Origin of the sequence: Roseofilum capinflatum BLCC-M114 (genome assembly GCF_030068505.1) — a bacterium.
GTDB lineage: Bacteria > Cyanobacteriota > Cyanobacteriia > Cyanobacteriales > Desertifilaceae > Roseofilum > Roseofilum capinflatum.
The window spans coordinates 1-22,993 of the sequence record NZ_JAQOSO010000013.1; the positions used below are offsets into that span (position 1 = coordinate 1).

General features: G+C 46.0%; 23 protein-coding genes. 17 read left to right on the forward strand and 6 right to left on the reverse strand.

Annotated features, from left to right (window positions below; translation table 11 throughout):
- Positions 1–61: 61 nt before the first annotated feature.
- A complete protein-coding gene (locus tag PMG25_RS03420) occupies positions 62–1,099 on the reverse strand; it encodes a hypothetical protein (RefSeq protein ID WP_283765510.1) in 1,038 nt (345 codons plus the stop codon).
- Positions 1,100–1,359: 260 nt separating this feature from the next.
- Between PMG25_RS03420 and PMG25_RS03425 the strand changes: the two genes are divergently transcribed.
- The 4 genes from PMG25_RS03425 to PMG25_RS03440 all read left to right on the forward strand — a co-directional run bounded on the left by PMG25_RS03425 (position 1,360) and on the right by PMG25_RS03440 (position 6,071).
- A complete protein-coding gene (locus PMG25_RS03425; protein ID WP_283765511.1) occupies positions 1,360–3,513 on the forward strand; it encodes a polyribonucleotide nucleotidyltransferase in 2,154 nt (717 codons plus the stop codon).
- Between the two features lie 154 nt (positions 3,514–3,667).
- Positions 3,668–4,771, forward strand: coding sequence for a GDSL-type esterase/lipase family protein (locus PMG25_RS03430; RefSeq protein ID WP_283765512.1), 1,104 nt, complete (start codon positions 3,668–3,670; stop codon positions 4,769–4,771).
- Positions 4,772–4,823: 52 nt separating this feature from the next.
- Positions 4,824–5,120 carry a hypothetical protein gene (locus PMG25_RS03435; protein ID WP_283765513.1) on the forward strand — a complete coding sequence of 99 codons (297 nt, stop codon included), beginning with the start codon at positions 4,824–4,826 and terminating at the stop codon, positions 5,118–5,120.
- Positions 5,121–5,147: 27 nt separating this feature from the next.
- Positions 5,148–6,071: a histidine kinase dimerization/phospho-acceptor domain-containing protein gene (locus PMG25_RS03440; protein ID WP_283765514.1), complete on the forward strand. Its 924-nt coding sequence runs from the start codon at positions 5,148–5,150 to the stop codon at positions 6,069–6,071.
- Between the two features lie 30 nt (positions 6,072–6,101).
- Here PMG25_RS03440 and aat read toward each other — a convergent pair whose 3' ends face one another.
- Positions 6,102–6,695: a leucyl/phenylalanyl-tRNA--protein transferase gene (gene aat / locus PMG25_RS03445; RefSeq protein ID WP_283765515.1), complete on the reverse strand. Its 594-nt coding sequence runs from the start codon at positions 6,693–6,695 to the stop codon at positions 6,102–6,104.
- 57 nt (positions 6,696–6,752) lie between these two features.
- On the opposite strand from aat, the gene PMG25_RS03450 reads away from it, so the two are divergent.
- A complete protein-coding gene (locus PMG25_RS03450) occupies positions 6,753–7,085 on the forward strand; it encodes a hypothetical protein (RefSeq protein ID WP_283765516.1) in 333 nt (110 codons plus the stop codon).
- A gap of 27 nt (positions 7,086–7,112) precedes the next feature.
- Here PMG25_RS03450 and rpsN read toward each other — a convergent pair whose 3' ends face one another.
- Together rpsN and PMG25_RS03460 are read right to left on the reverse strand one after the other, a co-directional pair.
- Positions 7,113–7,415, reverse strand: coding sequence for a 30S ribosomal protein S14 (rpsN, locus tag PMG25_RS03455; RefSeq protein ID WP_283765517.1), 303 nt, complete (start codon positions 7,413–7,415; stop codon positions 7,113–7,115).
- Between the two features lie 89 nt (positions 7,416–7,504).
- Positions 7,505–10,945 carry a PAS domain S-box protein gene (locus PMG25_RS03460; protein ID WP_283765518.1) on the reverse strand — a complete coding sequence of 1,147 codons (3,441 nt, stop codon included), beginning with the start codon at positions 10,943–10,945 and terminating at the stop codon, positions 7,505–7,507.
- Positions 10,946–11,170: 225 nt separating this feature from the next.
- Here PMG25_RS03460 and PMG25_RS03465 point away from each other — a divergent pair, with 225 nt between their 5' ends.
- From PMG25_RS03465 to PMG25_RS03480, 4 genes are all read left to right on the forward strand, one after another.
- The gene (locus tag PMG25_RS03465; protein ID WP_283765519.1) at positions 11,171–12,034 is read left to right on the forward strand and encodes an urease accessory protein UreD; all 864 of its coding nucleotides are present in this window, start codon (positions 11,171–11,173) and stop codon (positions 12,032–12,034) included.
- Positions 12,035–12,116: 82 nt separating this feature from the next.
- Positions 12,117–12,422: an urease subunit gamma gene (gene ureA, locus PMG25_RS03470; RefSeq protein WP_283765520.1), complete on the forward strand. Its 306-nt coding sequence runs from the start codon at positions 12,117–12,119 to the stop codon at positions 12,420–12,422.
- A gap of 11 nt (positions 12,423–12,433) precedes the next feature.
- Positions 12,434–12,742: an urease subunit beta gene (locus PMG25_RS03475; RefSeq protein ID WP_283765521.1), complete on the forward strand. Its 309-nt coding sequence runs from the start codon at positions 12,434–12,436 to the stop codon at positions 12,740–12,742.
- Between the two features lie 80 nt (positions 12,743–12,822).
- A complete protein-coding gene (locus tag PMG25_RS03480) occupies positions 12,823–13,293 on the forward strand; it encodes a DUF4079 domain-containing protein (protein ID WP_283765522.1) in 471 nt (156 codons plus the stop codon).
- 55 nt (positions 13,294–13,348) lie between these two features.
- On the opposite strand, the gene PMG25_RS03485 is transcribed toward PMG25_RS03480, so the two are convergent.
- Complete coding sequence (locus PMG25_RS03485; RefSeq protein ID WP_283765523.1) at positions 13,349–14,026, reverse strand: DUF1997 domain-containing protein; 678 nt, start codon at positions 14,024–14,026, stop codon at positions 13,349–13,351.
- A 282-nt stretch (positions 14,027–14,308) separates the two neighbouring features.
- Between PMG25_RS03485 and PMG25_RS03490 the strand changes: the two genes are divergently transcribed.
- From PMG25_RS03490 to PMG25_RS03515, 6 genes are all read left to right on the forward strand, one after another.
- On the forward strand, positions 14,309–14,965 hold the full coding sequence (locus PMG25_RS03490; RefSeq protein WP_283765524.1) for an NAD(P)H-binding protein: 657 nt from the start codon (positions 14,309–14,311) through the stop codon (positions 14,963–14,965).
- A gap of 71 nt (positions 14,966–15,036) precedes the next feature.
- Positions 15,037–18,006, forward strand: coding sequence for a hypothetical protein (locus PMG25_RS03495; RefSeq protein WP_283765525.1), 2,970 nt, complete (start codon positions 15,037–15,039; stop codon positions 18,004–18,006).
- Between the two features lie 272 nt (positions 18,007–18,278).
- Positions 18,279–18,521, forward strand: a complete 243-nt coding sequence (locus PMG25_RS03500) for a DUF433 domain-containing protein (protein WP_283765526.1) — start codon at positions 18,279–18,281, stop codon at positions 18,519–18,521.
- A complete protein-coding gene (locus PMG25_RS03505) occupies positions 18,505–18,879 on the forward strand; it encodes a DUF5615 family PIN-like protein (protein WP_283765527.1) in 375 nt (124 codons plus the stop codon). Before PMG25_RS03500 ends, PMG25_RS03505 begins: the two co-directional genes overlap by 17 nt.
- Before the next feature lie 167 nt (positions 18,880–19,046).
- A complete protein-coding gene (locus tag PMG25_RS03510) occupies positions 19,047–19,556 on the forward strand; it encodes a methylmalonic aciduria and homocystinuria type D protein (protein WP_283765528.1) in 510 nt (169 codons plus the stop codon).
- 62 nt (positions 19,557–19,618) lie between these two features.
- Entirely contained in the window at positions 19,619–20,446 is an 828-nt protein-coding gene (locus tag PMG25_RS03515; protein ID WP_283765529.1) for a hypothetical protein, read from the forward strand.
- A 78-nt stretch (positions 20,447–20,524) separates the two neighbouring features.
- On the opposite strand, the gene PMG25_RS03520 is transcribed toward PMG25_RS03515, so the two are convergent.
- Positions 20,525–21,220, reverse strand: a complete 696-nt coding sequence (locus PMG25_RS03520) for a TIGR04283 family arsenosugar biosynthesis glycosyltransferase (RefSeq protein ID WP_283765530.1) — start codon at positions 21,218–21,220, stop codon at positions 20,525–20,527.
- 85 nt (positions 21,221–21,305) lie between these two features.
- On the opposite strand from PMG25_RS03520, the gene PMG25_RS03525 reads away from it, so the two are divergent.
- Positions 21,306–22,661: a DNA phosphorothioation system restriction enzyme gene (locus PMG25_RS03525; protein WP_283765531.1), complete on the forward strand. Its 1,356-nt coding sequence runs from the start codon at positions 21,306–21,308 to the stop codon at positions 22,659–22,661.
- 39 nt (positions 22,662–22,700) lie between these two features.
- Complete coding sequence (locus PMG25_RS03530; protein ID WP_283765532.1) at positions 22,701–22,967, forward strand: hypothetical protein; 267 nt, start codon at positions 22,701–22,703, stop codon at positions 22,965–22,967.
- Positions 22,968–22,993: the final 26 nt, after the last annotated feature.

Genomic DNA, 22,993 nt, shown 5'->3' on the forward strand with positions numbered 1-22,993 from the left:
ACGGAGCAGTTGAGTCAGATTGATACTCTATTTTATGATAGTTGGGGCGATCGCCTTTCACTCAACTTTCCTCAGCCTCACCAGAACTCCCAAACCGCTCCAATAGCTCCTCACGAGAAGCACTCAAACACAAAGGCATAAACTCATCGGGAGGACACTTCAGTAAAGCATCAATAATCCCCAAAAGCGCCTCATCCAACTCACCAAAGCGAGTCCTTAACAACGCTTCAATCATCAAGCGCTGTTGCTCAAGTCCTTGTTGAAGTCCTTGTTGAACCCCCTGCTCAAGTCCTTGTTGAAGTCCTTGTTGAAGTCCTTGTTGAACTCCTTGTCGAAGTCCCCGTTGAAGTCCTTGTTGAACTCCCTGCTCAAGTCCTTGTCGAATTCCTTCTTGAATGGTATCTTCTCGCCATTTTATATACGCTGGTGATAATTCCATCATTAACTCCTGATCGTCTTCGTCTAGTTCTATTTTAGTGGCTACATTAATTCGCCATATCCCCACTAGCTCTAATATATTTCGCCGTTGAGGATCTTCTCTGGGTAATTCCAGCACTTCCTGAATTGCCCTTTTCTGTGTTCCTCCTTTCCCTAACATCCTTAACCATAGGGTTTCTGGGATTTCTGGCAATTGATTAATGGCAATAATCCCCGTTTGGTTAATTTGTGCGAGTCGATAGACTCCTGTATAGCCATACTCAGTATTCTCCTTAGCACCTAATTCTTCCAATAGCTTCTTAGATGCTGTTGGCGTTAAAATCCATAATTGAGGCAATTGTTGTTCTTCAAGAGTCGGTTTTTCCCGTTTAGCTTGACGCTGTAGCTCTCCATGAACATAGAAAAGTTTGAGAATACAACTGCGAATCTCTGAGTGACTCGGACAATTGCGATAAGGTTCTAATAAACAAGGTTTAGCCGCTAATTGAGAGAGTAAACCCAATGCTGGAGGGTTACTTGGGGGTTCTGGGGATGGCTGGAAAATCAGATCGATTTGCAGGGTTTCCCCTGAAATTTCTCGGCTAATTTCCACTGTTCCCAGGGGTTCAAGCAGTTCTTTGAGGTATTGCTTGGCAAATTGGTCGTGGGGTTGGCGTGTCACGGAGCAGTTGAGTCAGATTGATACTCTATTTTATGATAGTTGGGGCGATCGCCTCCTCATCCCACAACCAAGAGAGTCGCTATAATCTTCCCCGCCCTTCCCAACCCGCTTAAACCTTGATATAATAGGAAATTGGCTTCCCTGTATTCCCGGCTAAAAGAGCCAAAAACCCGATCGCTCTCACCATCGGGTAAACAACAATGTTAGGATTGCCACAGAGAAGAAACGAAAAGAAGTGTCAATAAAAGGTAACGAATTGCATGGTAGAGATAGACAAGTCAATATCCTTTGACGGACGGGATATTCGGCTCAAAGTGGGAATTCTTGCGCCTCAAGCTGGTGGTTCAGTTCTGATCCAATCGGGAGATACAGCAGTATTAGTCACGGCAACTCGTGCCGAAGCACGGGAAGGAATCGATTTTCTACCCCTACTGGTTGACTATGAAGAGCGACTCTATGCTGCGGGACGAGTACCGGGTGGATTTTTGCGGCGAGAAGGAAAACCGTCAGAAAAAGCCATCTTAACCAGTCGCTTAATCGATCGCCCCCTGCGTCCCCTATTTCCTTCCTGGTTACGGGATGATATTCAAGTGGTAGCCACTACCCTGTCCATGGATGACCGGGTTCCCCCCGATATTTTAGCCGTCACGGGGTCATCTCTAGCCGTGATGTTAGCCAAAATCCCCTTTAACGGGCCCATGGCGGCGGTGCGGGTAGGCTTAGTGGGCGATGATTTTGTGATTAACCCCACCTATACAGAAGTGGAAAATGGCGACCTCGACCTGGTGGTAGCTGGCTCTCCCGATGGCGTGATTATGGTGGAATCAGGGGCAAATCAACTCCCGGAACAAGATATCATCGAGGCGATCGATTTTGGGTATGAAGCCGTTTGTGACTTAATTAATGCCCAACGGGAATTAATGGCGGAAATGGGCATCGATTTAGTCACCGAAGAACCGCCAGCAGAAGACCCCACCTTGACCAATTTTATTAGCGATCGCACCACGGAGAAAATTAAAGGGGTTCTCTCCCAATACGACCTGGATAAACCCAGCCGCGATCGACTCCTGGACGAAATTAAAGAAACCGAAGTATCCTCGGCGATCGCCGAATTAGCTGAAGATGACCCCATTCGTCAAGCCGCAGAAGCCGATGAGAAGGCGATCGGCAAAACCTTCAAAAGCTTGACCAAGAAACTCATGCGTCAGCAAATTGTGGATGAGGGAGTGCGCGTCGATGGGCGCAAACTTGATCAAGTCCGCCCCATCTCCTGCATGGTGGGACTCTTACCTCCCAGGGTTCACGGTAGCGCCCTTTTTAACCGAGGCCTCACCCAAGTGATGTCCATCGTTACCCTGGGAACCTCCGGCGATGCTCAAGAACTCGATGACCTGCATCCCGATGCCCAAAAACGCTATATCCATCACTACAACTTCCCTCCCTACTCTGTGGGAGAAACCAAACCCATGCGATCGCCCGGTCGTCGGGAAATTGGCCACGGCGCTCTCGCAGAACGGGCCATCATGCCCATATTACCGCCAAAAGAAGACTTCCCCTACGTGATTCGGGTCGTCTCCGAAGTCCTCTCCTCCAACGGCTCCACCTCCATGGGATCGGTCTGTGGTTCAACTCTGAGCCTCATGGATGCCGGTGTCCCCATTTTGAAGCCCGTCAGTGGGGCAGCCATGGGTCTGATTAAAGAAGGAGATGAAGTCCGCATCCTGACCGATATCCAAGGGATCGAAGACTTTCTCGGTGATATGGACTTTAAGGTAGCCGGTACAGACTCCGGAATTACCGCCCTGCAACTGGATATGAAAATCACAGGATTGCCCGTAACCATAATTGCGGATGCCATCAAACAAGCCAAACCCGCTCGGCTACATATCCTAGAAAACATGCTCTCTACCCTCAGCACCCCTCGCGAAAGTTTATCCTCCTATGCTCCTCGGTTAATTAGTTTCAAAATTGACCCAGAAAAAATTGGTTTGGTGATTGGCCCTGGAGGAAAAACCATCAAAGGCATTACCGAACAAACCGGAGCCAAAGTCGATATCGAGGATAGCGGCACGGTCATGGTCTACAGCTTGGATGCCGAAAAAGCCCAACAAGCCCAGTACCTGATTGAAAGCATGACTAAAACCCTCACAGCAGGGGATGTCTATCTGGGTAAAGTCACTCGCATTATTCCCATTGGCGCATTTGTAGAATTATTTCCCGGTAAAGAAGGGATGATCCATATTTCCCAGTTGGAAGATCGACGAGTGGGTAAAGTCGAAGATGTGGTCGCTGTCGGTGATGAAGTGATTGTTAAAGTCCGTGAAATTGATAATCGAGGACGCATCAATCTTACCCGTTTGGGGATTCATCCAGAGGAAGCAGAAAAAGCGAGAAAAGACGTTAAATCGTTTTAGCGCTCGATCATCGCCACTGTTGCTTGTCAACCCTCGATAGTCAACCGTTCATTGGGTATGGGAGGAACTGTAGAGAAGACGTTTCGGCTGCTGGCCGACCTAAAAAGCAACTTATCCTGACTCGGATACTCAACGCTGTCAAAGAAAGAGAAAAGTGTTGTTCGTATCTGCTGCTATGAGTCACCATGGTTTATTGGCCCTCAGTCTACTGGCCCAAGGGACAGTAGCCGATCTGGGCGACGGACTTCTCACCGTTCCCAAAATTGATGAACTAGATCCTCCCGTACCCCAAGCATTCTCTGAACAGTCTTGGGCACAAATCGTTGAAGAAGTGTTGGACGATTTGCCCAAGGTTGATGAGTTTCAACCCCGGTTTAGCTCTGTGGAAACTTGGGTCTCTAAGTCAGATTTAAATCAATTTGAGCCGTTCCCTTCCTTCTCTCCTCAACTCCCGAAAGCCCCTGCGCCCCTTCCTTGGCGACCGGTATCGGGAATGCAACTCTATCAACAACGACTAGCAGCCTTGCAAGCGGGTCAAATCTATACTCGTCTGCCTGCTGATAGTTTTGCCGATCGCTGGGCAAAAGCCACCCAACACCCCACCCATCAACAATGGCAAGGGTTATTAGAGCTAGAAGCTAAGGCGATCGCCACCGGTCAAGGAACAAATCGCCTCAATGTCTTAGTGGGAGACTCCCTCAGCGTCTGGTTTCCCCATGACCAACTCCCCCCAGGCAAATTATGGCTCAATCAAAGTGTGTCCGGAGAAGCCACCCGGCACATTCTCAAACGGTTGCATTTTCTCAACCCCACCCAACCCGATCGCATCTTTGTCCTAGCTGGGATTAATGATTTACGTCAGGGAGTCACCGATGAGGTGATTATGCAAAACTGGCGCACCCTGGTGCAAACCTTGCGTCAAAACCATCCCCGCTCAGAAATCGTTCTCCAGTCCCTATTACCCACCCGGTTAGCCGCTATTCCTAATGAGCGTATTCGTCACCTCAATGGGCATTTAGCGGCGATCGCCCATCAACAAGGAGCCACCTATCTCAATCTCTATCCCCTATTTACCGACGACCAAGGCAACCTCGATCGCCACTTGACCACCGATGGCATTCACCTGAGTCACCAGGGTTACACCATTTGGCAACAAGCTCTCACCGACTATGAAAATCCGCAACGCTTAGATCGAAGCTATCATGCCACCAATGTAGATGGGGAGATGGGGAGATGGAGGAAGCCCCATAAGTTATGACCCATAGCAATTCACCTATGCTATCATATAGATGGTGTATAGATGCTGTGCCATGACTTCCAAACGCAAGTTAGTCACCTTTAAGACCGACGAAAAGCTCTGGAAAGACTTCAAAGCCGTTTGTGGCAAAACGACAGCGACAGAAGCGTTTATCAGCTTTATGGTTCGCTGTGTCGAACAGGGGGCACTGCCCTCCAATCAACCCACCCCCGAACAGCACGCAGCCCTAGAGCAACGGGTTACCACCTTAGAAACTCTGGTCATTCAAGGGCAGGAACAACTCTCACAGTTGACCCAAGACATCAATCAAATTCAAACTCATTTGGCGGGTGATTTGTCCGAAAAATAAGTGCAGTTAATAAAGGAGTTTAAAACCATGCTGACTAGCGAACAACGTATTTTAGTGGTCTACAATATTTTAAGCGATTTAGAAACCCTCTTAGCTCTTTTGCAAGAGAGTGGTTATCCAGTCCAAACCCTATCCTATAGACAGGGAAGATCTACCAAAACCTTGAAAGATCCCCCTGATTTAATCTTGATCGATCGCCGGGGTGAGCATCCAGCCGATCTCGCTGGCATCGAGTCCTTATGTCGTCAAGCTGTCAATGAATCCATTCCGATGCTGGCAATGACCACCCTAGAAGATTTAATGGATCATTATTCTTTTTATCGCGATCATCAAATCGATTATATACTCTACACCTTTGAAGCCGAAGAATTATTATCGCGGTTAGAAACCCATCTACAAGTTTCCGATCAATTCCAAGACATTCAGCCCCAAGAAGAACAGGGTCATTTCCTTTCTGCGATCGCCGATTACCAACCCCTACAACTCACCTGGATCGATCGTCTCAATCATGAGATTCGCACGCCCTTGCATGGTATTTTAGGTCATGTGCAAATGCTCTATAGCGAGTCAGATCTAACACCACAACAACACTCTCACTTACGCATGATTGAAACCTGTAGTCATCAGGTTTTGGAAAGTATGCATCGGATACTTAATCCTACGGATCGGGAAAATTTTAGGGAAGGTCAGATTTCAGATTCTCAACCCTCAGCAGACGCTCCTTTAGATGCTTCCCAGGTTCCTCCGAGTCATGAACTGATGACCCTATATCAGGCGGCTCAAATTGGGGATATTGAGGTGATTGAGGAAGAAAGTTGGCGGCTCAAACGTTTGAATCCTGGTTATTCCCGGTTTGCCGATCGCATTCTAGAGTTGGCCCAACGGTTTGAAGACCGGGCGATCCTGAAGCTGATTTGCCAATGTACTCCCCTAGAAAAACGGGTCAGTTAAGCGGTGAGACCTGGGAGTTAGGATTGGGCATCAAGGGGAAAATAAACAAGGCTGTTGTATCGCGTTTTTGAGTAACTTTTGATACTCTGAATTTGTGATGATATAAGCGCCGAATCGGGCTAAGTGGGGATTCATCATTTGCGCGTCGAAAAGCAGAAAGTGGCGATCGCGCAACCACTCCACTAATTTAACCATGGCTACTTTAGAACCATCGGGAATGCGAAAAAACATGGATTCCCCAATAAACGCTCCCCCAATAGCCAGGCCTAAAATGCCTCCAGCTAGAGTATCCTCTTGCCAGGTTTCAAAACTATGGGCCCATCCAGCGCGGTGGAGAGCGTAATAAATGGTTTTCAGTTCTGGGGAAATCCAGGTGGAGGGGCGATCGGCACACCCTTCGACAACGGCTTCAAAATCGCGGTTAATGGCAACGGAAAAGCGGTTTTGATTCAGAACTCGTTGCAGGGATTTCGGATATCGGAAGCGATCGTCGAGGGGGATTAGGGTACGAGCATTACTCGAATACCAGCCTAGAGTTGAGGAACCTTCTTCATCCTCATCATCAGCCATCAAGAACAAGCCTTGGCGATACCCGTCAATAATTAAGGGGATATCATAATCCATAATAGTTTATTATAATGCATCAATCTGAAGGTAACAGCAGAGCTACCATGAACTTCTATGACTGAACCGATTCAACCCATTACCCTACCTCTGGCTGAAGATGCCCAACAGGAGGGCAAATGGTTACAGAAAAACCTGCATCAGTGGCTCGATCGAGAGTTTCTACCGGAACCAGTCAATCATGAGATTGCCCAACGAGCCACCCAAGTTTATGTACGACATCGATTGGAAGGGGAAACGGATTTGGGTTCCCTGGTAATTGCGATTGTCACTGAAATGCAGGGATTTGATTTTTCCGAAAGCTTTTATGGCGAATTTGCGATCGCCAATGCAGTTAGCGATTTATTACTCCAAAGTCTAGGTATTGATACGTGCTGCGGCCAAGGCTAGGGATTGTCTGGCAATCCCTATCTTCCTCTACCAACTGGATTTGACTACACCGGGCAAGAGTCCCTCGTGAGCCATTTCCCGAATCATATGGCGAGATAGGCCAAAATCGCGGTAATATCCTCTGGGACGACCGGTCGCCCAACAGCGATTACGCAAACGACTAGGAGCGCTATTGCGGGGCAGACGTTGGATTTGACGATGGATCTCAAACTTCTCCCCTGGATCGTCAGCTTTACGGAACTGCTCAATTAACTCTTGGCGCTTTTGAGCATACTTCTGTACTAATCGTTGACGGTTCTTTTCCCGCTCAATCATACCCTTTTTAGCCATGGGTAATTTATTCACCTCTGTTCTAAAGACACCATTCTTCATTATAGCATAATTTCCAGTCTGCAAACCAGAGACTGATTAAAACTTTTCTATTCCTTATTCCCTAATGGCTTGATGGGAATTTTAATCACGAATTCAGTCCCTTTTCCGGGTTCAGAAAAACAATCAATGAACCCTCCATGTTTTTCCACCACAATCTGATAACTAATAGACATCCCTAAGCCAGTTCCTTTACCTACGGGTTTCGTCGTAAAAAACGGATCAAACAATCGGCGTTTCACCTCTTCTGCCATCCCCTGGCCATTGTCTTGAATGCGAATAACCACATGGGGAACCTTCCAATCATCGAGTTTTCCCATTTCGGTTGTAATCGTAATTTGTCTTGGATCGTCTCGATTTTCTAGAGCGTCAATCCCATTACTAATAATATTCATGAACACTTGGTTGAGCTGACTGGCATGACATTCAACCTTGGGTAGCTCTCCATAGTTTTTAATGATTTCAATGCCACCAAATGAGCCTTTCGCTTTCAGGCGATGCTGCAAAATTAGCAACGTATTATCAATTCCTTCATCAATTTCAACCCGTTTCATTTCCGCTTCATCTAACCGGGAGAAGTTCCGCAGAGATAGTACAATTTGACTAATGCGATCGGCTCCAACTTGCATTGACTCTAGCATTTTGGGTAAATCTTCCCGAAGGAAATCGATATCAATTTCTTCGGCTTCCTCTGCAATTTCTTCATCGGGTTCTGGATAGTGTTGCTGATAGAGGTCTAAGAGTCCTAAGAGGTCTTCAATATAATTACTGGTGTGTAGCAAGTTGCCATTAATAAAGTTCACGGGATTATTAATTTCATGGGCAATTCCTGCTACCATTTGCCCTAAACCCGACATTTTTTCTGTTTGTACTAACTGGGCTTGAGTTTGCTTGAGTTTCTTCAGGGTTTGTTCTAATTGTTGGGCTTGGGCTTGGGCATGAAACGCTGCGGCACGGGTTTGGGTATAGAGTTCGGATTGGTCAATGGCGATCGCCAGTTGGTCGCAGGCCGCTCGCAACAGATCGACCTCACTCTCCGTCCAGACTCGTGATTTGTGACATTGACTACACAATATAGCCCCTAATTGACCCGTGTGGGTTTGCAGGGGAACCAATAATTGTGAGGTAATACCAAATTGAGCTAATAACTCTTGATGATAGGGATGTTCCTCGCTATTGATGCGGGTATCATCGATGCGGAAAATTTCCAAAGACTGAAATTTTTCTATCAACTCATCTATTTCAGCAATGGAATACTCTCCTAATAAGGTGGGCAAATCTCGCTCTTGAGCTTCATGGGTAATGGTGAGAATTGGTGGATGGTCGATTTGAGTCTCTTTTCCAGGTAAAATACACCAGAGAAAATGACAGCGATCGATTTGCAAAAGATTGCGAATTTCATGGACGGCGGTATCTAAAATGGTATTGAGGTCTAAGGATTTACGAATTTGACTGGCTAACCCAAATAATAAGCCTTCTCGACGACTAATTAATTCGGTTCTGGCCCAAGAACGGTCAATGGCCAGGGCGATCGCATCGGAAATCCAGGCTAACATCTGATAGAGTTCTTCGCTGAAGGGATGGCGGCCGAGGACTGCTAATACTCCCAGCAGTCGCTCTTCCACAATTAAGGGATATCCGGCAAAGGCTTGAATATGGTGGTCAGAAATCCAAGCTGGAGCGCCAATGCAGACATCATTGGCAGTCTGATTGGTACAGTAAGCCTGTTGGCGGGTAGCGATAAAGCCAATCACGGAAATGCCTAATGGAATTCTAGCCTGTAGGGGATCGGTGAGGGTAATCGGCCCGGATAAGGCTTGTAATTCTAACATTTGTGTTTGGGCATCAAATGTCCAAATTCTAGCGCCAATGGCTCCGAGTTGGTCAATTAAAATTTGGGTGCAGCGATCTAGAAGGGCGGGTAAATCTCCTCCTTGTCCCAGGGTTTTTCCTACTTCAGCCGCTAAAGTAGACAGTTGCGATCGCTCCAATAAAGCTGCTTCTGCTTGTTTGCGCTCGGAAATATCGCGGATGGAAATCGATAATCCCTCTGTGTAGGGATAGATCCCTACTTCTAACCACCCGGACAAACTGGAATTAAAAGTTTCTAGATGCTGGGCTTTTTGCTCAACTATCGCTTGGTTACATTCGGGTTTTAATATTTTTTGCCAAACTTCTGGTAATAAATCCCATAAAGGTTGTCCTAAAACTTTTTTATGTTCTGGAAATAAAAGCCGTTGAGCTTGGAGATTGATATAAGTGATATGATTGTTTCGATCGACTGTTAATAGGGAATCGCTGATACTTTCTAAGATTTTCGTGATTTTTTCGGCCTGTTTTTCAAAGCCGGCTTGGGTATCTTGGCGCTCGGTAATATCGCGAGAAACGGTAATCAGTTCTTGCAGTTCCTGAGTTTGGGGATCGTATAAGCGACCAATGGTGGTTTCAAACCATAAATAATGACCCTGTTTATGGGCCATGCGATAGGTTAGGGTACGAATATCGGTGGGATCGAGAAGCCGTTGACCGGCTTTTTGTAAGCTTTGTAAATCTTGGGGATGGAATAAGTCTTCGACGTGGGTTCCGAGCAGCTCTTGGGGGGTATAACCGAGTAAGCTTTCACAAGCGGGGGAGGCATACAAACAAATCCCTTGGGGACTATAACGAGCGATTAAGTCTCGCGTTTTTTCGGTCATGATCCGGTAGCGAGCTTCGCTTTCTTGAAGCTGGGCTTCTATTTGTTTGCGATCGCTAATATCCATAAGTAGCCCATCCCAAATGATGCTGCCATCGCTCTCTAGGGTGGGTTGGGAAGCGCCTTGTAGCCAGCACATTCCTTTTTGAGGATGCAACCATCTGCCTTCCCACTTCCAAGGGGCGAGTTGGTCGGCTGACTGTTGAATGGTGTCTTGAAAATGGGGTTGGTCTTCTGGATGTACCCGGTCTAAGATCAGATCTGCGTCCTGTTGAATCATGGCTCCATCAAATCCAAATACCTGGAAACAACTGGGACTGATGTAGGGAAAGCTGGCTTTTCCTTCGGCAGAGCGGCGAAATTGATAGATAACTCCAGGAAGATTGATGGCCAGTTTTTGGATTTGGCGTTGATCTTTTGCTTCCTCAGTTGGGGCGGATTGAGGGGTCAGTTGAATCAGCCAGCGTTTTGCAGGTGGGGATAAGGGGATAATCTCGACATTAACTGACTGGACTGGAGAATGCTGGAGTGTCCAAGTATAGTGTTGGCGATCGCGTTTGGGGAGAATTTCTTTTAGATTGACTTGGCTGAGATCCCAGGGAAAAAAGCTCTTGAGAGGTTTACCGACTAAATCCCTGACGGTAGCCTGATGGAGTCGGGCATAGGCATAATTAAGAGAAATTAAGGTTGTGTCTTGGTCAATAATGCCCAGGGCCACTGAGGTTTGATTCCAGGCTACTGAGAGTAGGGAAGGCTGGGGGATCATGGTCAGGTCGATAAATTCAGATTCTGCCATACTTCTTGAGTTCGTCAGCAATTACAGCGCTGGGCGCTGATAATGGGTCATCGGTCATCGGTCATGATAGGATCGAGCCTAGCCAAGGGTTAGATCCCTATTTTTAGGATATCTAACTATTGGGGTCTAGTTGGGAAGTTTTGGAGATTTTTAAGGTAGATTCTCGACCTAAATGTTACTCGAAGATCCCTTTGATTGGTCTTGATCGCGGTTGGCAATAGGTAAATGCTTGATTCTACACAATCAAGATTGAATGTTCAGTCTACTCAATGGCAGGGGAAGTTGTCGGTTCAGTATCGGTTGTCCTCTGGCCGAACTTATCCCGTGGTTGAGGAGATGGTTGCGCCTCTGAAGCTACAACGTCCATTTTACCCTCTGGGATCGCAAAACTGCCAGAGTGTTCTTTTGCATACGGCGGGGGGGATGGTGGGGGGCGATCGCCTTTCTGTGTCTTTGCATCTGATGCCGGAAACGTCTGTATTCTGGACGACTCCTGCGGCGACTAAGGTGTATCGCTCTGGGGGAGAGATGGCTCAAACTCAGGTACGGATAAGGATTGAGCCGGGGGCGAGGTTAACTTGGTTTCCTTTAGAGACGATTTTGTTTGATGGCGCTCGCTATCAACAAGAGGTCGAGGTGGAGTTGTCTCCTGGTGCGATTTGGTGTTGCTGGGAGTGGACAAGGTTGGGGCGCACTGCCCTAGGGGAGGGCTTCGATCGCGGACACTGGCGCTCTCGAACCCAGGTCACCCGGCAGGGAATGCCCCTCTGGATTGATTCCCAGGGGAGTTTGACCCAGGAGGGGGGTTTAGGAGCTGATTATGGTTTGGGAGGCTATCCGGTGGTGGGGTCGCTCTGTTGGTTGGGAGGGGCGATCGGGCGATCGCTCCTAGAAGACATCCGCGCTGTTTTTCCGGGTTCTGAAAAAAAGTTTTCCGTTGGCGTGACTCGACTGCCCGATGGCTTGCTCTGTCGCTATCGAGGAAATTCGACTGAAGAGGGAAAGTCTTTATTTATGGGGGTTTGGCGGATTTTGTGCCAAGCTCATGGAGAAGAGAATTGGTTGAGGCCTAGAGTTTGGCCAATGTAGCATGTCTATCTTATTTTGCCATTTTGGGATAAAATTGTCAATAAATGCTATAAAAAAAGGTAGGTTAACTGGCTTAGGGATTATGCAACTCACCCCCCAAGAAAAAGATAAGTTATTGATTTTTACGGCTGCGATGTTGGCAGAAAGACGGAAAGAAAAAGGGCTGAAGCTGAATTATCCGGAAGCGGTGGCCTATATTTCATCAGCCATTCTGGAAGGAGCTAGGGAAGGAAAAACGGTGGCAGAATTGATGCAATTGGGGACAACCCTGTTAAGCCAAGAAGAGGTGATGGATGGCATTGGTGAATTGTTAGCGGAAGTGCAAGTGGAAGCGACGTTTCCCGATGGCACAAAATTAGTCACGGTTCATAATCCCATTCGTTCGTGAGGTAAGGTCTTATGATTCCTGGAGAACTGTTGGTTGAGCCTGGAGAAATTGAACTGAATGGCGATCGCCCCACGGTGACCCTTTTCGTAGCCAATTTGGGTGATCGACCGATTCAAGTCGGCTCCCATTTCCACTTTTATGAAGTCAATTCGGCTCTGAGCTTTGAGCGCGATCGGGCCCTAGGAATGCGCCTGGATATTCCCGCCGGAACCGCCGTCCGGTTCGAGCCAGGGGATGAACGAGAAGTCACCCTTGTCCCCTTTGTCGGCAGTCGCCAAGTCTACGGCTTCCAAGCTCAGATTAACGGCCCTTTAGACTAGATATAGCCAGCGAGCAAGATGCTCGCACCCCCATTTTGTGATAAGTTAAGTTTTGTAAACTACTTCTCACGGAGACACCCATGGAAATTCCAGAATCCATTAAACTATGGAGTCAGTTCTTCCATCCCTTTTTAATGTGGGTTTTATTAGCCCTGATCCTCTATAGCATGTATCTCGGTTTCAAGATTCGCGAAACCCGCAGCGCTACCGGTGACGCAAAAAAAGAATTAATCAAAGGAAAATTTAACGCCAGACACCATCAACTCAGTTCCATTATTCTCGCCCTCATGGTAATGGGAACCCTAGGCGGAATGGCGGTTACTTACATTAATAATGGTAAGCTCTTTGTCGGGCCCCATTTAATCGTCGGTTTAACCATGACTGGGGTAATTTCGATTTCGGCTGCCCTTACCCCTTGGATGCAAAAAGGCAATGATTTGGCTCGCTATAGCCACATTACCCTGAATACGATTTTAGTCGGTTTGTTTGCTTGGCAAGCCTTTACCGGTCTAGAAATTGTTAACCGGATTTTAGAGAAAATGTTCTCTTAAAAACCCCTATAGGTAAGGTGGGCAGCACTGCCCACCCTACTGGTCACTTTGCCTATTACCCATTTTTCGGTTGACGGGGAAAACGGCGATCGTAGGTGTGGTGAAAATCCTTGAGAATTTTATGATTGAGACAATTGGAAACTTGACGGACAATTTGGGCTAAGAGGCGATCGCCCGTTTTTTGAATCAAGCCTTGGGGCAGAGCATGAATAAATTGGGGGAAGTGAACCTTAACTTTTAAGTCTAATGTCCATTGGGCATAGGTCATCGCTCCCTCTTCGCCTACCCGATCCAATGCTTCCACCAACTCCATAGAAGAGCGAAAATCTACCTCATATCCCAGATCCATGCCATCATCTGGGATAGGAATAGACTCAATGGTATACACCCCTTGCAGTTGGGGTTTCATTTCTAAGCCCACTTTCGGCTCCACATCATAGCCAAATGCACCGAATTGACCAATAATTAACGCATAGCCATTCTTCGCAATTTGCCGGACTTTCATGGGAGAAGCACAACGGCAAAACCATCCCTGATGATCGTCGAGATAGTCCGCAACCATTTGGGGATGAGCGTTAAATAATAGTTTTCCTTGAGCTAAGGTAGAAAATTGGAACGGTTCCTTAAGGCTCTCTTCCTGTCCCGCATTTTCCAAGGAAGTATACTCTGGAACTGCGCCCAAAACTACATCCGATGAATTTTGGTAGGTTTCTAAACTCGATTGAAGCTTCATGATTCTGAACTATCCCCATAATTGGACAATTGGCTGCTGGGATAGGAATTATCACCAGCAGATTTACTCAATCCTACAAATGATTTGATCTCCGATTTCTAGCTCAATTGGGTGAATCAAGTTGATCTATGTTTTAGTGTACAAATCTACCTTTATTTTCCTATAATCCAGATCACACCCTGGCAGAGATCTGGATCGACTGAGGTCTGAAAACCCTTATAAAACCAAGGTCTAGCCTGTAATGTTAATATTTGTAGAGAAATCTTAAAAACCTGGAAAACGATGAAAGCATTTGTAGCTGGAGCAACTGGAGAGACCGGAAAACGGATTGTTCACGAGCTAGTTAAGCGCGAGATTCCGACGATCGCCTTGGTGCGCGATGTGCAAGCAGCTCGCTCCATTCTCCCCGATGAAGTAGAGTTGGTGACTGGGGATTTGCTCAATCGAGACAGTCTCAAACAAGCATTAGGCGATAGCACCGTCGTGTTAAGCGCTCTCGGTGCAAGACCGAGTTTAGACCCCACGGGCCCCTATCAGGTAGACTATGAAGGGATTAAAAACCTGGTAGAAGTGTGCAAAGACAAGCAAATTGAACAGTTAGTGGTGGTGTCTTCCCTCTGTGTGTCCCAGTTTTTCCATCCTCTGAACTTGTTTTGGTTAGTCTTATGGTGGAAAAAACAGGGTGAAGAGTATCTGATGAAAAGTGGCTTACCCTACACCATTGTCCGTCCTGGGGGATTAAAAAACGAAGACAATACCCAGGCGATCGTCATGTCCAAGGCTGATACCCTATTTGAAGGCACTATTCCTCGTCAGAAAGTGGCTCAAGTCTGTGTAGAAGCCCTATTCTGTCCAGAGTCTCGGAATAAAATCGTGGAAATTGTCACCCAGGAACAAGCCGCAGAAAAAAGCTTTTCTGAACTGTTTGCCGCAGTTTGATGGGTATGAAGGTTGGTTGTAAGGGGGCCGAGGCGATCGTATAATCGAAATCGGAAGTAATTTAGATTACGATGGTTAATCGGTTCCAGGAAAACAATGAGAGTCTCCCCAGGGTAGATTATAGAGACATCCTCGATCGCATTGTACAGGCGATCGCCAATCAGCCCGGTTTATTTCGAGTTTCCGATGATTCTAGACGTTTGCTGGTTAATCTGGAGGCGATCGCTCATCAGATAGCCCAGCAAAACCTCACCGATCCGATCCTCGGTTCAGATCGGGGGGTTCGTGCTGCTACTGTCAATTTTAGCCCCTCCTGCGCTACCCAATTTCCCGATCAAATTCGAGCCATTAGACAAGCACTCCTAGAGCAACTGCAATTGAGCTTAAGGGCAAAAAACTTAGAAACCAGCGCCTTTTTGTCCAGTTTACTTCAGGATTTCTCCACCTTTCAGAATTCAGCGCCCCGTTTAGATTTAAGTTATCCCTTTACCGCTTATACGGGCTTACAAAAAGAACGGTTACAGATTCAATCCCCTGGCTCAATTAAATTTCATAAGTTAACCATCACCGTCGATGGTGCGGATCGGTTTGACCAGCATTTACCCGAAGAATTGAGGCGTTATCTCTCTGAACAGCTTCATCCTGAAACCGATGAACAGCAAGGCGAGCTAGAAGATGTTCTCACCGATCTCATCAGAGAAGAAAATTCCGATCTGGATCGGCTAAAGCGGCTCATGGATACGGAAGTTTTGGGACAACTGAAAAAAGCAGCAAAAATTCAGTATTTAGAATATTTAGAGCAAAATATTAATGCTTCCAAACATCCAGAGGTCGTTTATCTCAGGGATTTGATTCGTCGTCTGAAAGCCTTGAATGATTATATTGCCGATCCCAATAAAGCGGACGCAGAATATGCATTTTCTTATCAAGGAAAACCTGTCAATTTTCGCCCACTCTTCTCTCGTGCAGAAGCCTTAGATATTTTACCTGTTATTCCCATCATTGAAGGCTACTTAGGCGAAACGACAGATCCCCTCCATCACAGAAGACAATTTATTTTTGGACTGAAACTAAAATTCAATGGCCCAGTGCAAAATCAGGGCGGCGAAAATGCTTTTGATTATTACTGTAGTTTGCTCGATCTAGACCGAGAAGAAAATCAGGCTGTAGCTCGGAGTCAATATGGTCTAGAAAAGATTTTCAAAGTCGCATTTTTATATTTCTTCATTTTTGCCTCCGATTGCGATCCAGAGGCAGAAGAATATAATTATACTGATGAGTTAAACTACGATCCAGTCAGTCGTTTTGAAGCGAAAATTTTAGGGACACTGCAAGGAGATAACGATGAGGCAAAAGTCAGTCTGTTACGAGGAATTCGCCGAGGATTAGAGCAATTTAAGACTAAGAAAAAAATCAAGTGCTTGGTCGAATTAGTCAAAGAGACCTTAAAACAGAGAAGGGTTTTACCGGCTGATGAACAGTGTATTCATGTGGGGGTGAGGAAGACGTTATTAGAAACAGATGTCGATCAGATTTTGCAGCGCTCGACTGTGTTTAAGGAAGTTTTAAGAGGCAACCCAAAACAGTGTCTTCAGTATTTAGCTCTGGGAGAAGCAGCAGTCAATCCGGATATTTTCTGCCAATTACCGGTTACCATAAAGATAGAAGATATTCGCTATGCCGAAACGAGCGATTCTCAATCTTTTTCTATGAGCTATAATCTGGAGCGTCTCCAGAGTTTTCCGGTGCTGCTCATGCCTAGGAAATGTCGTGCTTCTCAAGAATATAGCACGTTAAAAAATCGGAAGCTTGTCTTATTCGAGGTGGATACACAAGCGAATCAAAACTTAGATCATCAACCAGCTTTTTTGTATCGCTTTACCTTTACGCTGCTCTTCTACATTGTCGTTCAACAGTTAGCCAGTTATCTCCCCAATCGGGAAAACCTATTTATTCCTATTGTCCGCTTTCATTTAACCAATAAAAACAATTCATCCCCCCTGGAAGAATTCATGCTGAATTTGTCGGTTACTGTCTCCCATTTGCTGAATGAAGAGAAAATACTGGCTAACTTCCAAGGCTTTGATATTAAAACAAACAATATTCATAAAACCAGAAATGGTCTCAGTTCTCTCTATTCTCGACTGCCTAAAGTTTTCTCCTTTGATAACCGAGAGGAAACGCCTCAATTAGAAAAGTTAGCTATTATTGTGGTCTCCAGTCGCGAAACTGATGCCCATTATCAAACGGATAAGGAGCAGCATTTATCTAATTTAATGGGAGAAGTAGTGAGCGTTACTCGTCGGCAAGATGCTCGAATAGAGATTAATTGTTTAAGTACCTTTGCTGATTCTTATTCACGCTCAGAACTGTTTAAGAATCCCTTAGTTCTCCGAGATAAAATAACAGAACTCTATCAGCAAGGATATCGGCATTTTGTTTATATTGCCAAAGCGCCCTATACCAGCAGCTTAAATATGACGGTTGAAGAGGATCGCCTGTTTTTTATGTCGCGATCGCTGATTCGTTGTCTACGAGATAATAACCCGGATATTCTTATTTATCCGATGTTTTTTGATAAATATTATGTGCGCTCTTCTATGAATCTAAAACCCAAATCTTTGTATGTCCAAGATATCCGCGAGTTAACCCAGTTGGTGAACGATCCGAGTCAGCAAGCTGTGGTGTTTTTTAATTTGTTTAATGGGCTGAAAGTAGGGAAAGATGACGAGCGCTTTTATAATGGAGTCATTTCCTATGCTACCCTGTTAAATACCTATAATGGAATTTTGGATAATGAAGTGATTTATCAAGGATTGCTCCATGAAGGGGAGTTAAAACATGATATTTTACAGTATTTGACCCTGTTTCATTTTTCTCGTTATGAAGCAACACGAAATATTAGTTTAAAGCTCGATCCCTATCAAAATATTATTGGGGATTATTCGGTGGGTAAGTTGTCTTTGTTTAAGCATATGAATGGGAAGTCAGAGTTTAATTCTTTGGCGTTTCTGACCGAAGTGAAAAAGGCTTTGATTTGATAAAGGGTTGCCCTCATCCCCTAGCCCCTTCTCCCGTGGGCGCTGCCCTGCTTGCCCTGAGCGAAGTCGAAGGGAGCGAAGTCGAAGGGAGCGAAGTCGAAGGGAGCGAAGTCGAAGGGAGAAGGGGAGCAGAAGTCCCTCTCCCGTGGGAGAGGGATTAGGGAGAGGGCATTTCCTGTTGCACAACTCATTTAGACTAGCTATAGCTTATGGGGCGATCGCTCTCTGAGCTATAATCACCCTAAGTTTGCACCATTTTTTGGGTACTCTCAATGAAATTAGACCGTATTACCAGCAATCCCAAACGGATGAATGGTCAACCCTGTATTCGCAATCTTCGCCTTACCGTTCGTCGAGTCATTGAACTACTAGCAACTTATCCAGATCGGGAAGAACTCTATCGAGAGTTTCCCCAACTAGAGGAAGAAGATATCCGACAAGCTCTCATTTTTGCCTCTTCTTACCTTGATGATCGCATCATTGAACTTCCCAACTCTTATGAAACTGTTGCTTGATCAAGGATTGCCACTCTTAACAGCAGCATTATTACGTGAGGCAAGTATTGAGGCGATCCATATTAGTGAAATGGGAATGTGTGAAGCTGAAGATGCTGAAATTATCCAAAAAGCTAAAGAAGAGGGATATATAGTGGCTACTCTTGATGCAGATTTCCACAGTTTACTCGCGCTTGATGAAGCCACCTCTCCCTCAGTGATTCGTATTCGGATGGAAAGATTACGTGCTAAAGCAATGAGCGATTTATTGCTTATGGTAATTGCAGAATGTGAGCAAGAGTTGACAGAAGGAGCAGCAGTTACAGTTGAGCCAAACCGTATTCGTATTCGTCGATTACCCTTGGTATCTGATCTCTAATTTCATGCTGCCTCATCTATGATATCAAGTCCGATTGTTCATGTCCGCGAAGCGGAAATACCATGATTAAAAATTTAGGGAGCGAGACGCTCCCACTCCAGTAATATCAAGGGATTAGAGGAGTGCGGGCATCTTGCCCGCTTCTTCACCCTTTATCCGGACTTGATATGAACTCTTCTCACACCCTAACGGTAACACGCAACAACCAAACCTTTGGGGTGGAAATCTCCATTCATCCCCCAAGCGCTTATATTCAGGAACATCTTCAGGAGTTATTACCCAGTTGGCAAAAAGATCCTGTATCGGTAATTATTTTCCTGCAACAAGCGCAGATGTCCTTAACTGAAATTTCTCCAGAAGTCGAAGCCGAAAAACAAATACTTTGGGAAAATTTTATCCGATGGTCGGACTTAGTGGCAGACTCATTAGGCGATCGCGGTTATGTCACCGATGTCTTCGATCCGCGCACCGGATATCCTCGCCGATCTTCTCCCGGAACCCTTCACCATAGCGATGTTCCTGCCGTTCATGCTACTCTAGGATATCCCATCGAAAAAAACGGCGACTGTGCCGCCATTGTTCACCCCCATTGGGGAAGTGCCGTTTATCCGAGTGTCATGATCTCTACTGCTCCCCTATCCGAAATCTTCACCGCACTCCAGCGCGAAGTTCTGTAAAATGTGCGGGATCAGCTTTTTCGCCATTATAGCTAGAAAAACTATCAATTACTAAAAACGCAATGATGAACTGGAAACCGTACCTTACGGGAATTTTAATCTTAGGACTTCTGGGTTGTCAGGAAGCGCCAAGTCAATTTGACGATACCACTGACCAACTCAATCAGGCGATTTGTATCGAGGATTGGGAGGGCGCGATCGCGATCCTCGATCATATCATCCCAGATTATCCTAAAAGTCAAACTACATTAGGAGAATATCGTGATCGCCTGCAAAAACTTTCTGAAACAGGGTTAAGCGATGTACATCAGTTAGATTATGACTGTACTAACGAATCGCTCCCCAAGACTGAAGAAACACCCCTCAGCGACCGTGTAGAAAGCTATAACGAGCAAATCGAATACGGGATGAGCTACGCTGAAGTCGCTACAATTATCGGTCGTCCGGGGAAAATAAACTATCTTTATTCCTCATATACGTGGAGAGATGAGCATGGCAATTTCCTCTCTGCAAAGTTTTCTGACGACCAGTTGGATAATTTGAATGTTGATGAGATTAGGGACTGTGAAGACAACAATCCTCGCTGTATCGCTGTTGATATTACCACTCCTGTTCCTGCGGTTGAGTTTAAAGAGATTGCAGCCCGTTTTGAAAGAGGTATGAACGCTGAAGCTGTTTTAGAACAGCTTTTGCAGGAATTAGGAGAACCCGAAAGTCAGAGGGAACGGGTTGATTATCAGTGGCAGTTTGCAGAAGCAACCGATCCCGATCCTAATAATTGCACGCTGAACGTTTCTTTTAGCAACGTTAAAAGTGAGATGGTTGAACTTACTTTAAACAACGATCGTGTATCTTCCAACCAGGCTGACTGTTTATACGATGATAGATAACAATAGTGAGTGATACTTAAATCCTCACTTGACAAACCCAGACGCGATCGCTGAATTAGCATTGGATTCCTCAGTTTTTTAATTTTTAATTTTTAATTGCTTCTGTCGATACCAACGGGCAATTTGATGCAGATCTACGCCCAAAAAAGCAGCAATTAGCACCCCTTGATTAATGGCAGTAGTGCGCCAAATGCCTAATCTTTGCCAACGTCGAGCAGAGGTAACCACGGGAAGGGGAGCGATCGCAATTTTTCCCCATGATTTCAGCGCTTGAATTAAGCGCCAATCCTCTAAAATCGGTAACTCTGGGAATCCTCCCACCTGCTCGAAGGTGGCACGGGATAAAAAAATGGCTTGATCTCCGTAAGGAAGTTGAAATAGGTGCGATCGCCACCTCACCCCCCATTCCACCACCCGATAGCCCCAGTTTTCCCCCTCTATCGCCAACTCAAACGCCCCCGCAACCACCCCCGGTTGCTGCAAAATATCCCCTACCCATCGGTCATAATCGGCAGATAACTGAGTATCTCCATGTAAAAACAATAAATAATCTCCCCTCGCCTTTCTCGCCCCCTCATTCATTTGATGTCCCCGTCCCGGACTCGTTTGTATGACCTCAATGCCCTCTTGTTTTAAGCACTCCACCGTCCCATCCGTAGACCCTCCATCCACCACAATAATCTCCACCTCTTTGCCTTGCTTCACCCTAGCTACAGTAGACAAAATTCGATCCGCTTCATTCAGAACTGGAATAATCACTGAAATCCTACTCATACTCTACCTTTTCCTGATAAAATAAGTTAAAGTATTATTCAAAACAATCAATTGATCGAAGATCAAAATTAAATTTTTATTGCTCATGTTTCCCCGTCTGCCCGATTCTATTCAACTGCGCCCCTATCAACAGCAAGCGGTGAAGAATTGGTTTGCCAATCAAGGACGGGGAACCCTGAAAATGGCCACCGGAAGCGGTAAAACCATTACCGCTTTAGCCATTGTAACAGAACTCTATCAATGCATTGATTTACAAGCCTTAATTGTAGTTTGTCCCTACCGTCATTTAGTAGCCCAATGGGGGCGAGAATGCCAGAGTTTTGGCATGGTTCCCATTTTAGCCTTTGAAAGTGTACGTCATTGGCAACAAGAGCTATCCACACAACTGTATAACGTCCAAGCTAAAAGGCAACCCTTTCTCTGTGTGATTACCACCAATTCCACCTTAATGGGGAATGGGTTTCAGTCCCAATTACCCTATTTTCCCTCCAAAACCTTGATTGTCGGAGATGAAGCCCATAACCTAGGAACAGCCAAATTAGAAGAGAGTTTACCCGCCCAAGTGGGACTGCGGTTAGCCCTTTCTGCCACACCAGAACGGTTTTTCGATCACACCGGAACAGAGGCCATTTTTAATTATTTTGGCCCGGTGATTCCCCCGGAACTCACCTTAAAAGATGCCATTGACCAAGGCGCTCTCGTCCATTATTTGTATTATCCGGTGTTGGTGCATTTAACGGAAACAGAAGCCTATCAATATGCAAAATTAACCACCCGTATTGGTTGGGCCTTGTCTGCGGGGGAGAAATTAGAAGACAATGAGAGATTAACAACCTTATTGATCCGGCGTTCTAGATTAATTGCCAATGCCCAACAGAAACTCGATCAACTGCGAGCCATTATGCAACCTCGCCTACACACCAGCCACACCCTCTTCTACTGTGGCGATGGAGCCGCCGAAACCCAAACCAGCACTTCAGATCGGCAAATTGCCGCCGTTACCCAACTCTTAGGGGTAGAATTGGGCTATCGAGTCAATACCTATACCGCCCACACCTCCCTATCCCAACGGGAAACCCTGCGTCACCAATTTGAACGAGGAGAGCTGCAAGGCTTAATTGCCATGCGCTGCTTAGATGAAGGAGTCGATATTCCCGCCATTCAAACCGCAGTCATTCTTGCCAGCAGTCGCAACCCCCGGCAATTTATCCAACGTCGCGGGCGAATTTTGCGCCCCCATCCCCGTAAACAACGGGCCACCTTATTTGATATGATTGTCGTTCCTCCCCCTTTAGATCGACAAACCTGGGACGTAGAACGGAACCTACTCAGGAAAGAGTTACAGCGATTTGTGGAGTTTGCCGACTTAGCCGATAATGCGGGAGAAGCTCGCCGGCAATTATTAGGACTTCAAAAAGAATACGGACTTCTCGATCTGTAAGATTGGGTACAATTAGGAAGAATCTTGTAGTGAGTGCTTATGAGTGTCAGTTATTCCAATGGTTTTATGGGACGGATTTCCCGGATTTTTGCCGCCAAGAAATCGGGATATAAAACCGCTTCAACGGACTCCTCTTCAACCCATGACTCAGTTTTAGAACCTCTCAAACAATCCTCCCCAGAAGTGCAACAGGTGGTGAAACGGGTTTTGCAAGTAGAAAAAGATAAGTTACATTTGTCTAGTCCTCGCAATATTAATGATGATATCCTCAAGATTATTCAGGAAGAAGTGAGAGAGCCTTGGTAGGGAGTCGGGAGGCAATAGGCAAACCG

What these genes read in the sequence shown, in the direction of transcription:
- PMG25_RS03425 (WP_283765511.1), top strand. Translation starts at nt 1,360, where the DNA reads ATGGTAGAGATAGACAAGTCAATATCCTTTGACGGACGGGATATTCGG.
- PMG25_RS03435 (WP_283765513.1), top strand. Translation starts at nt 4,824, where the DNA reads ATGACTTCCAAACGCAAGTTAGTCACCTTTAAGACCGACGAAAAGCTC.
- PMG25_RS03440 (WP_283765514.1), top strand. Translation starts at nt 5,148, where the DNA reads ATGCTGACTAGCGAACAACGTATTTTAGTGGTCTACAATATTTTAAGC.
- aat (WP_283765515.1), bottom strand. Translation starts at nt 6,695, where the DNA reads ATGGATTATGATATCCCCTTAATTATTGACGGGTATCGCCAAGGCTTG.
- PMG25_RS03450 (WP_283765516.1), top strand. Translation starts at nt 6,753, where the DNA reads ATGACTGAACCGATTCAACCCATTACCCTACCTCTGGCTGAAGATGCC.
- rpsN (WP_283765517.1), bottom strand. Translation starts at nt 7,415, where the DNA reads ATGGCTAAAAAGGGTATGATTGAGCGGGAAAAGAACCGTCAACGATTA.
- PMG25_RS03460 (WP_283765518.1), bottom strand. Translation starts at nt 10,945, where the DNA reads ATGGCAGAATCTGAATTTATCGACCTGACCATGATCCCCCAGCCTTCC.
- PMG25_RS03465 (WP_283765519.1), top strand. Translation starts at nt 11,171, where the DNA reads ATGCTTGATTCTACACAATCAAGATTGAATGTTCAGTCTACTCAATGG.
- ureA (WP_283765520.1), top strand. Translation starts at nt 12,117, where the DNA reads ATGCAACTCACCCCCCAAGAAAAAGATAAGTTATTGATTTTTACGGCT.
- PMG25_RS03475 (WP_283765521.1), top strand. Translation starts at nt 12,434, where the DNA reads ATGATTCCTGGAGAACTGTTGGTTGAGCCTGGAGAAATTGAACTGAAT.
- PMG25_RS03480 (WP_283765522.1), top strand. Translation starts at nt 12,823, where the DNA reads ATGGAAATTCCAGAATCCATTAAACTATGGAGTCAGTTCTTCCATCCC.
- PMG25_RS03485 (WP_283765523.1), bottom strand. Translation starts at nt 14,026, where the DNA reads ATGAAGCTTCAATCGAGTTTAGAAACCTACCAAAATTCATCGGATGTA.
- PMG25_RS03490 (WP_283765524.1), top strand. Translation starts at nt 14,309, where the DNA reads ATGAAAGCATTTGTAGCTGGAGCAACTGGAGAGACCGGAAAACGGATT.
- PMG25_RS03495 (WP_283765525.1), top strand. Translation starts at nt 15,037, where the DNA reads ATGGTTAATCGGTTCCAGGAAAACAATGAGAGTCTCCCCAGGGTAGAT.
- PMG25_RS03500 (WP_283765526.1), top strand. Translation starts at nt 18,279, where the DNA reads ATGAAATTAGACCGTATTACCAGCAATCCCAAACGGATGAATGGTCAA.
- PMG25_RS03505 (WP_283765527.1), top strand. Translation starts at nt 18,505, where the DNA reads ATGAAACTGTTGCTTGATCAAGGATTGCCACTCTTAACAGCAGCATTA.
- PMG25_RS03510 (WP_283765528.1), top strand. Translation starts at nt 19,047, where the DNA reads ATGAACTCTTCTCACACCCTAACGGTAACACGCAACAACCAAACCTTT.
- PMG25_RS03515 (WP_283765529.1), top strand. Translation starts at nt 19,619, where the DNA reads ATGATGAACTGGAAACCGTACCTTACGGGAATTTTAATCTTAGGACTT.
- PMG25_RS03520 (WP_283765530.1), bottom strand. Translation starts at nt 21,220, where the DNA reads ATGAGTAGGATTTCAGTGATTATTCCAGTTCTGAATGAAGCGGATCGA.
- PMG25_RS03525 (WP_283765531.1), top strand. Translation starts at nt 21,306, where the DNA reads ATGTTTCCCCGTCTGCCCGATTCTATTCAACTGCGCCCCTATCAACAG.
- PMG25_RS03530 (WP_283765532.1), top strand. Translation starts at nt 22,701, where the DNA reads ATGAGTGTCAGTTATTCCAATGGTTTTATGGGACGGATTTCCCGGATT.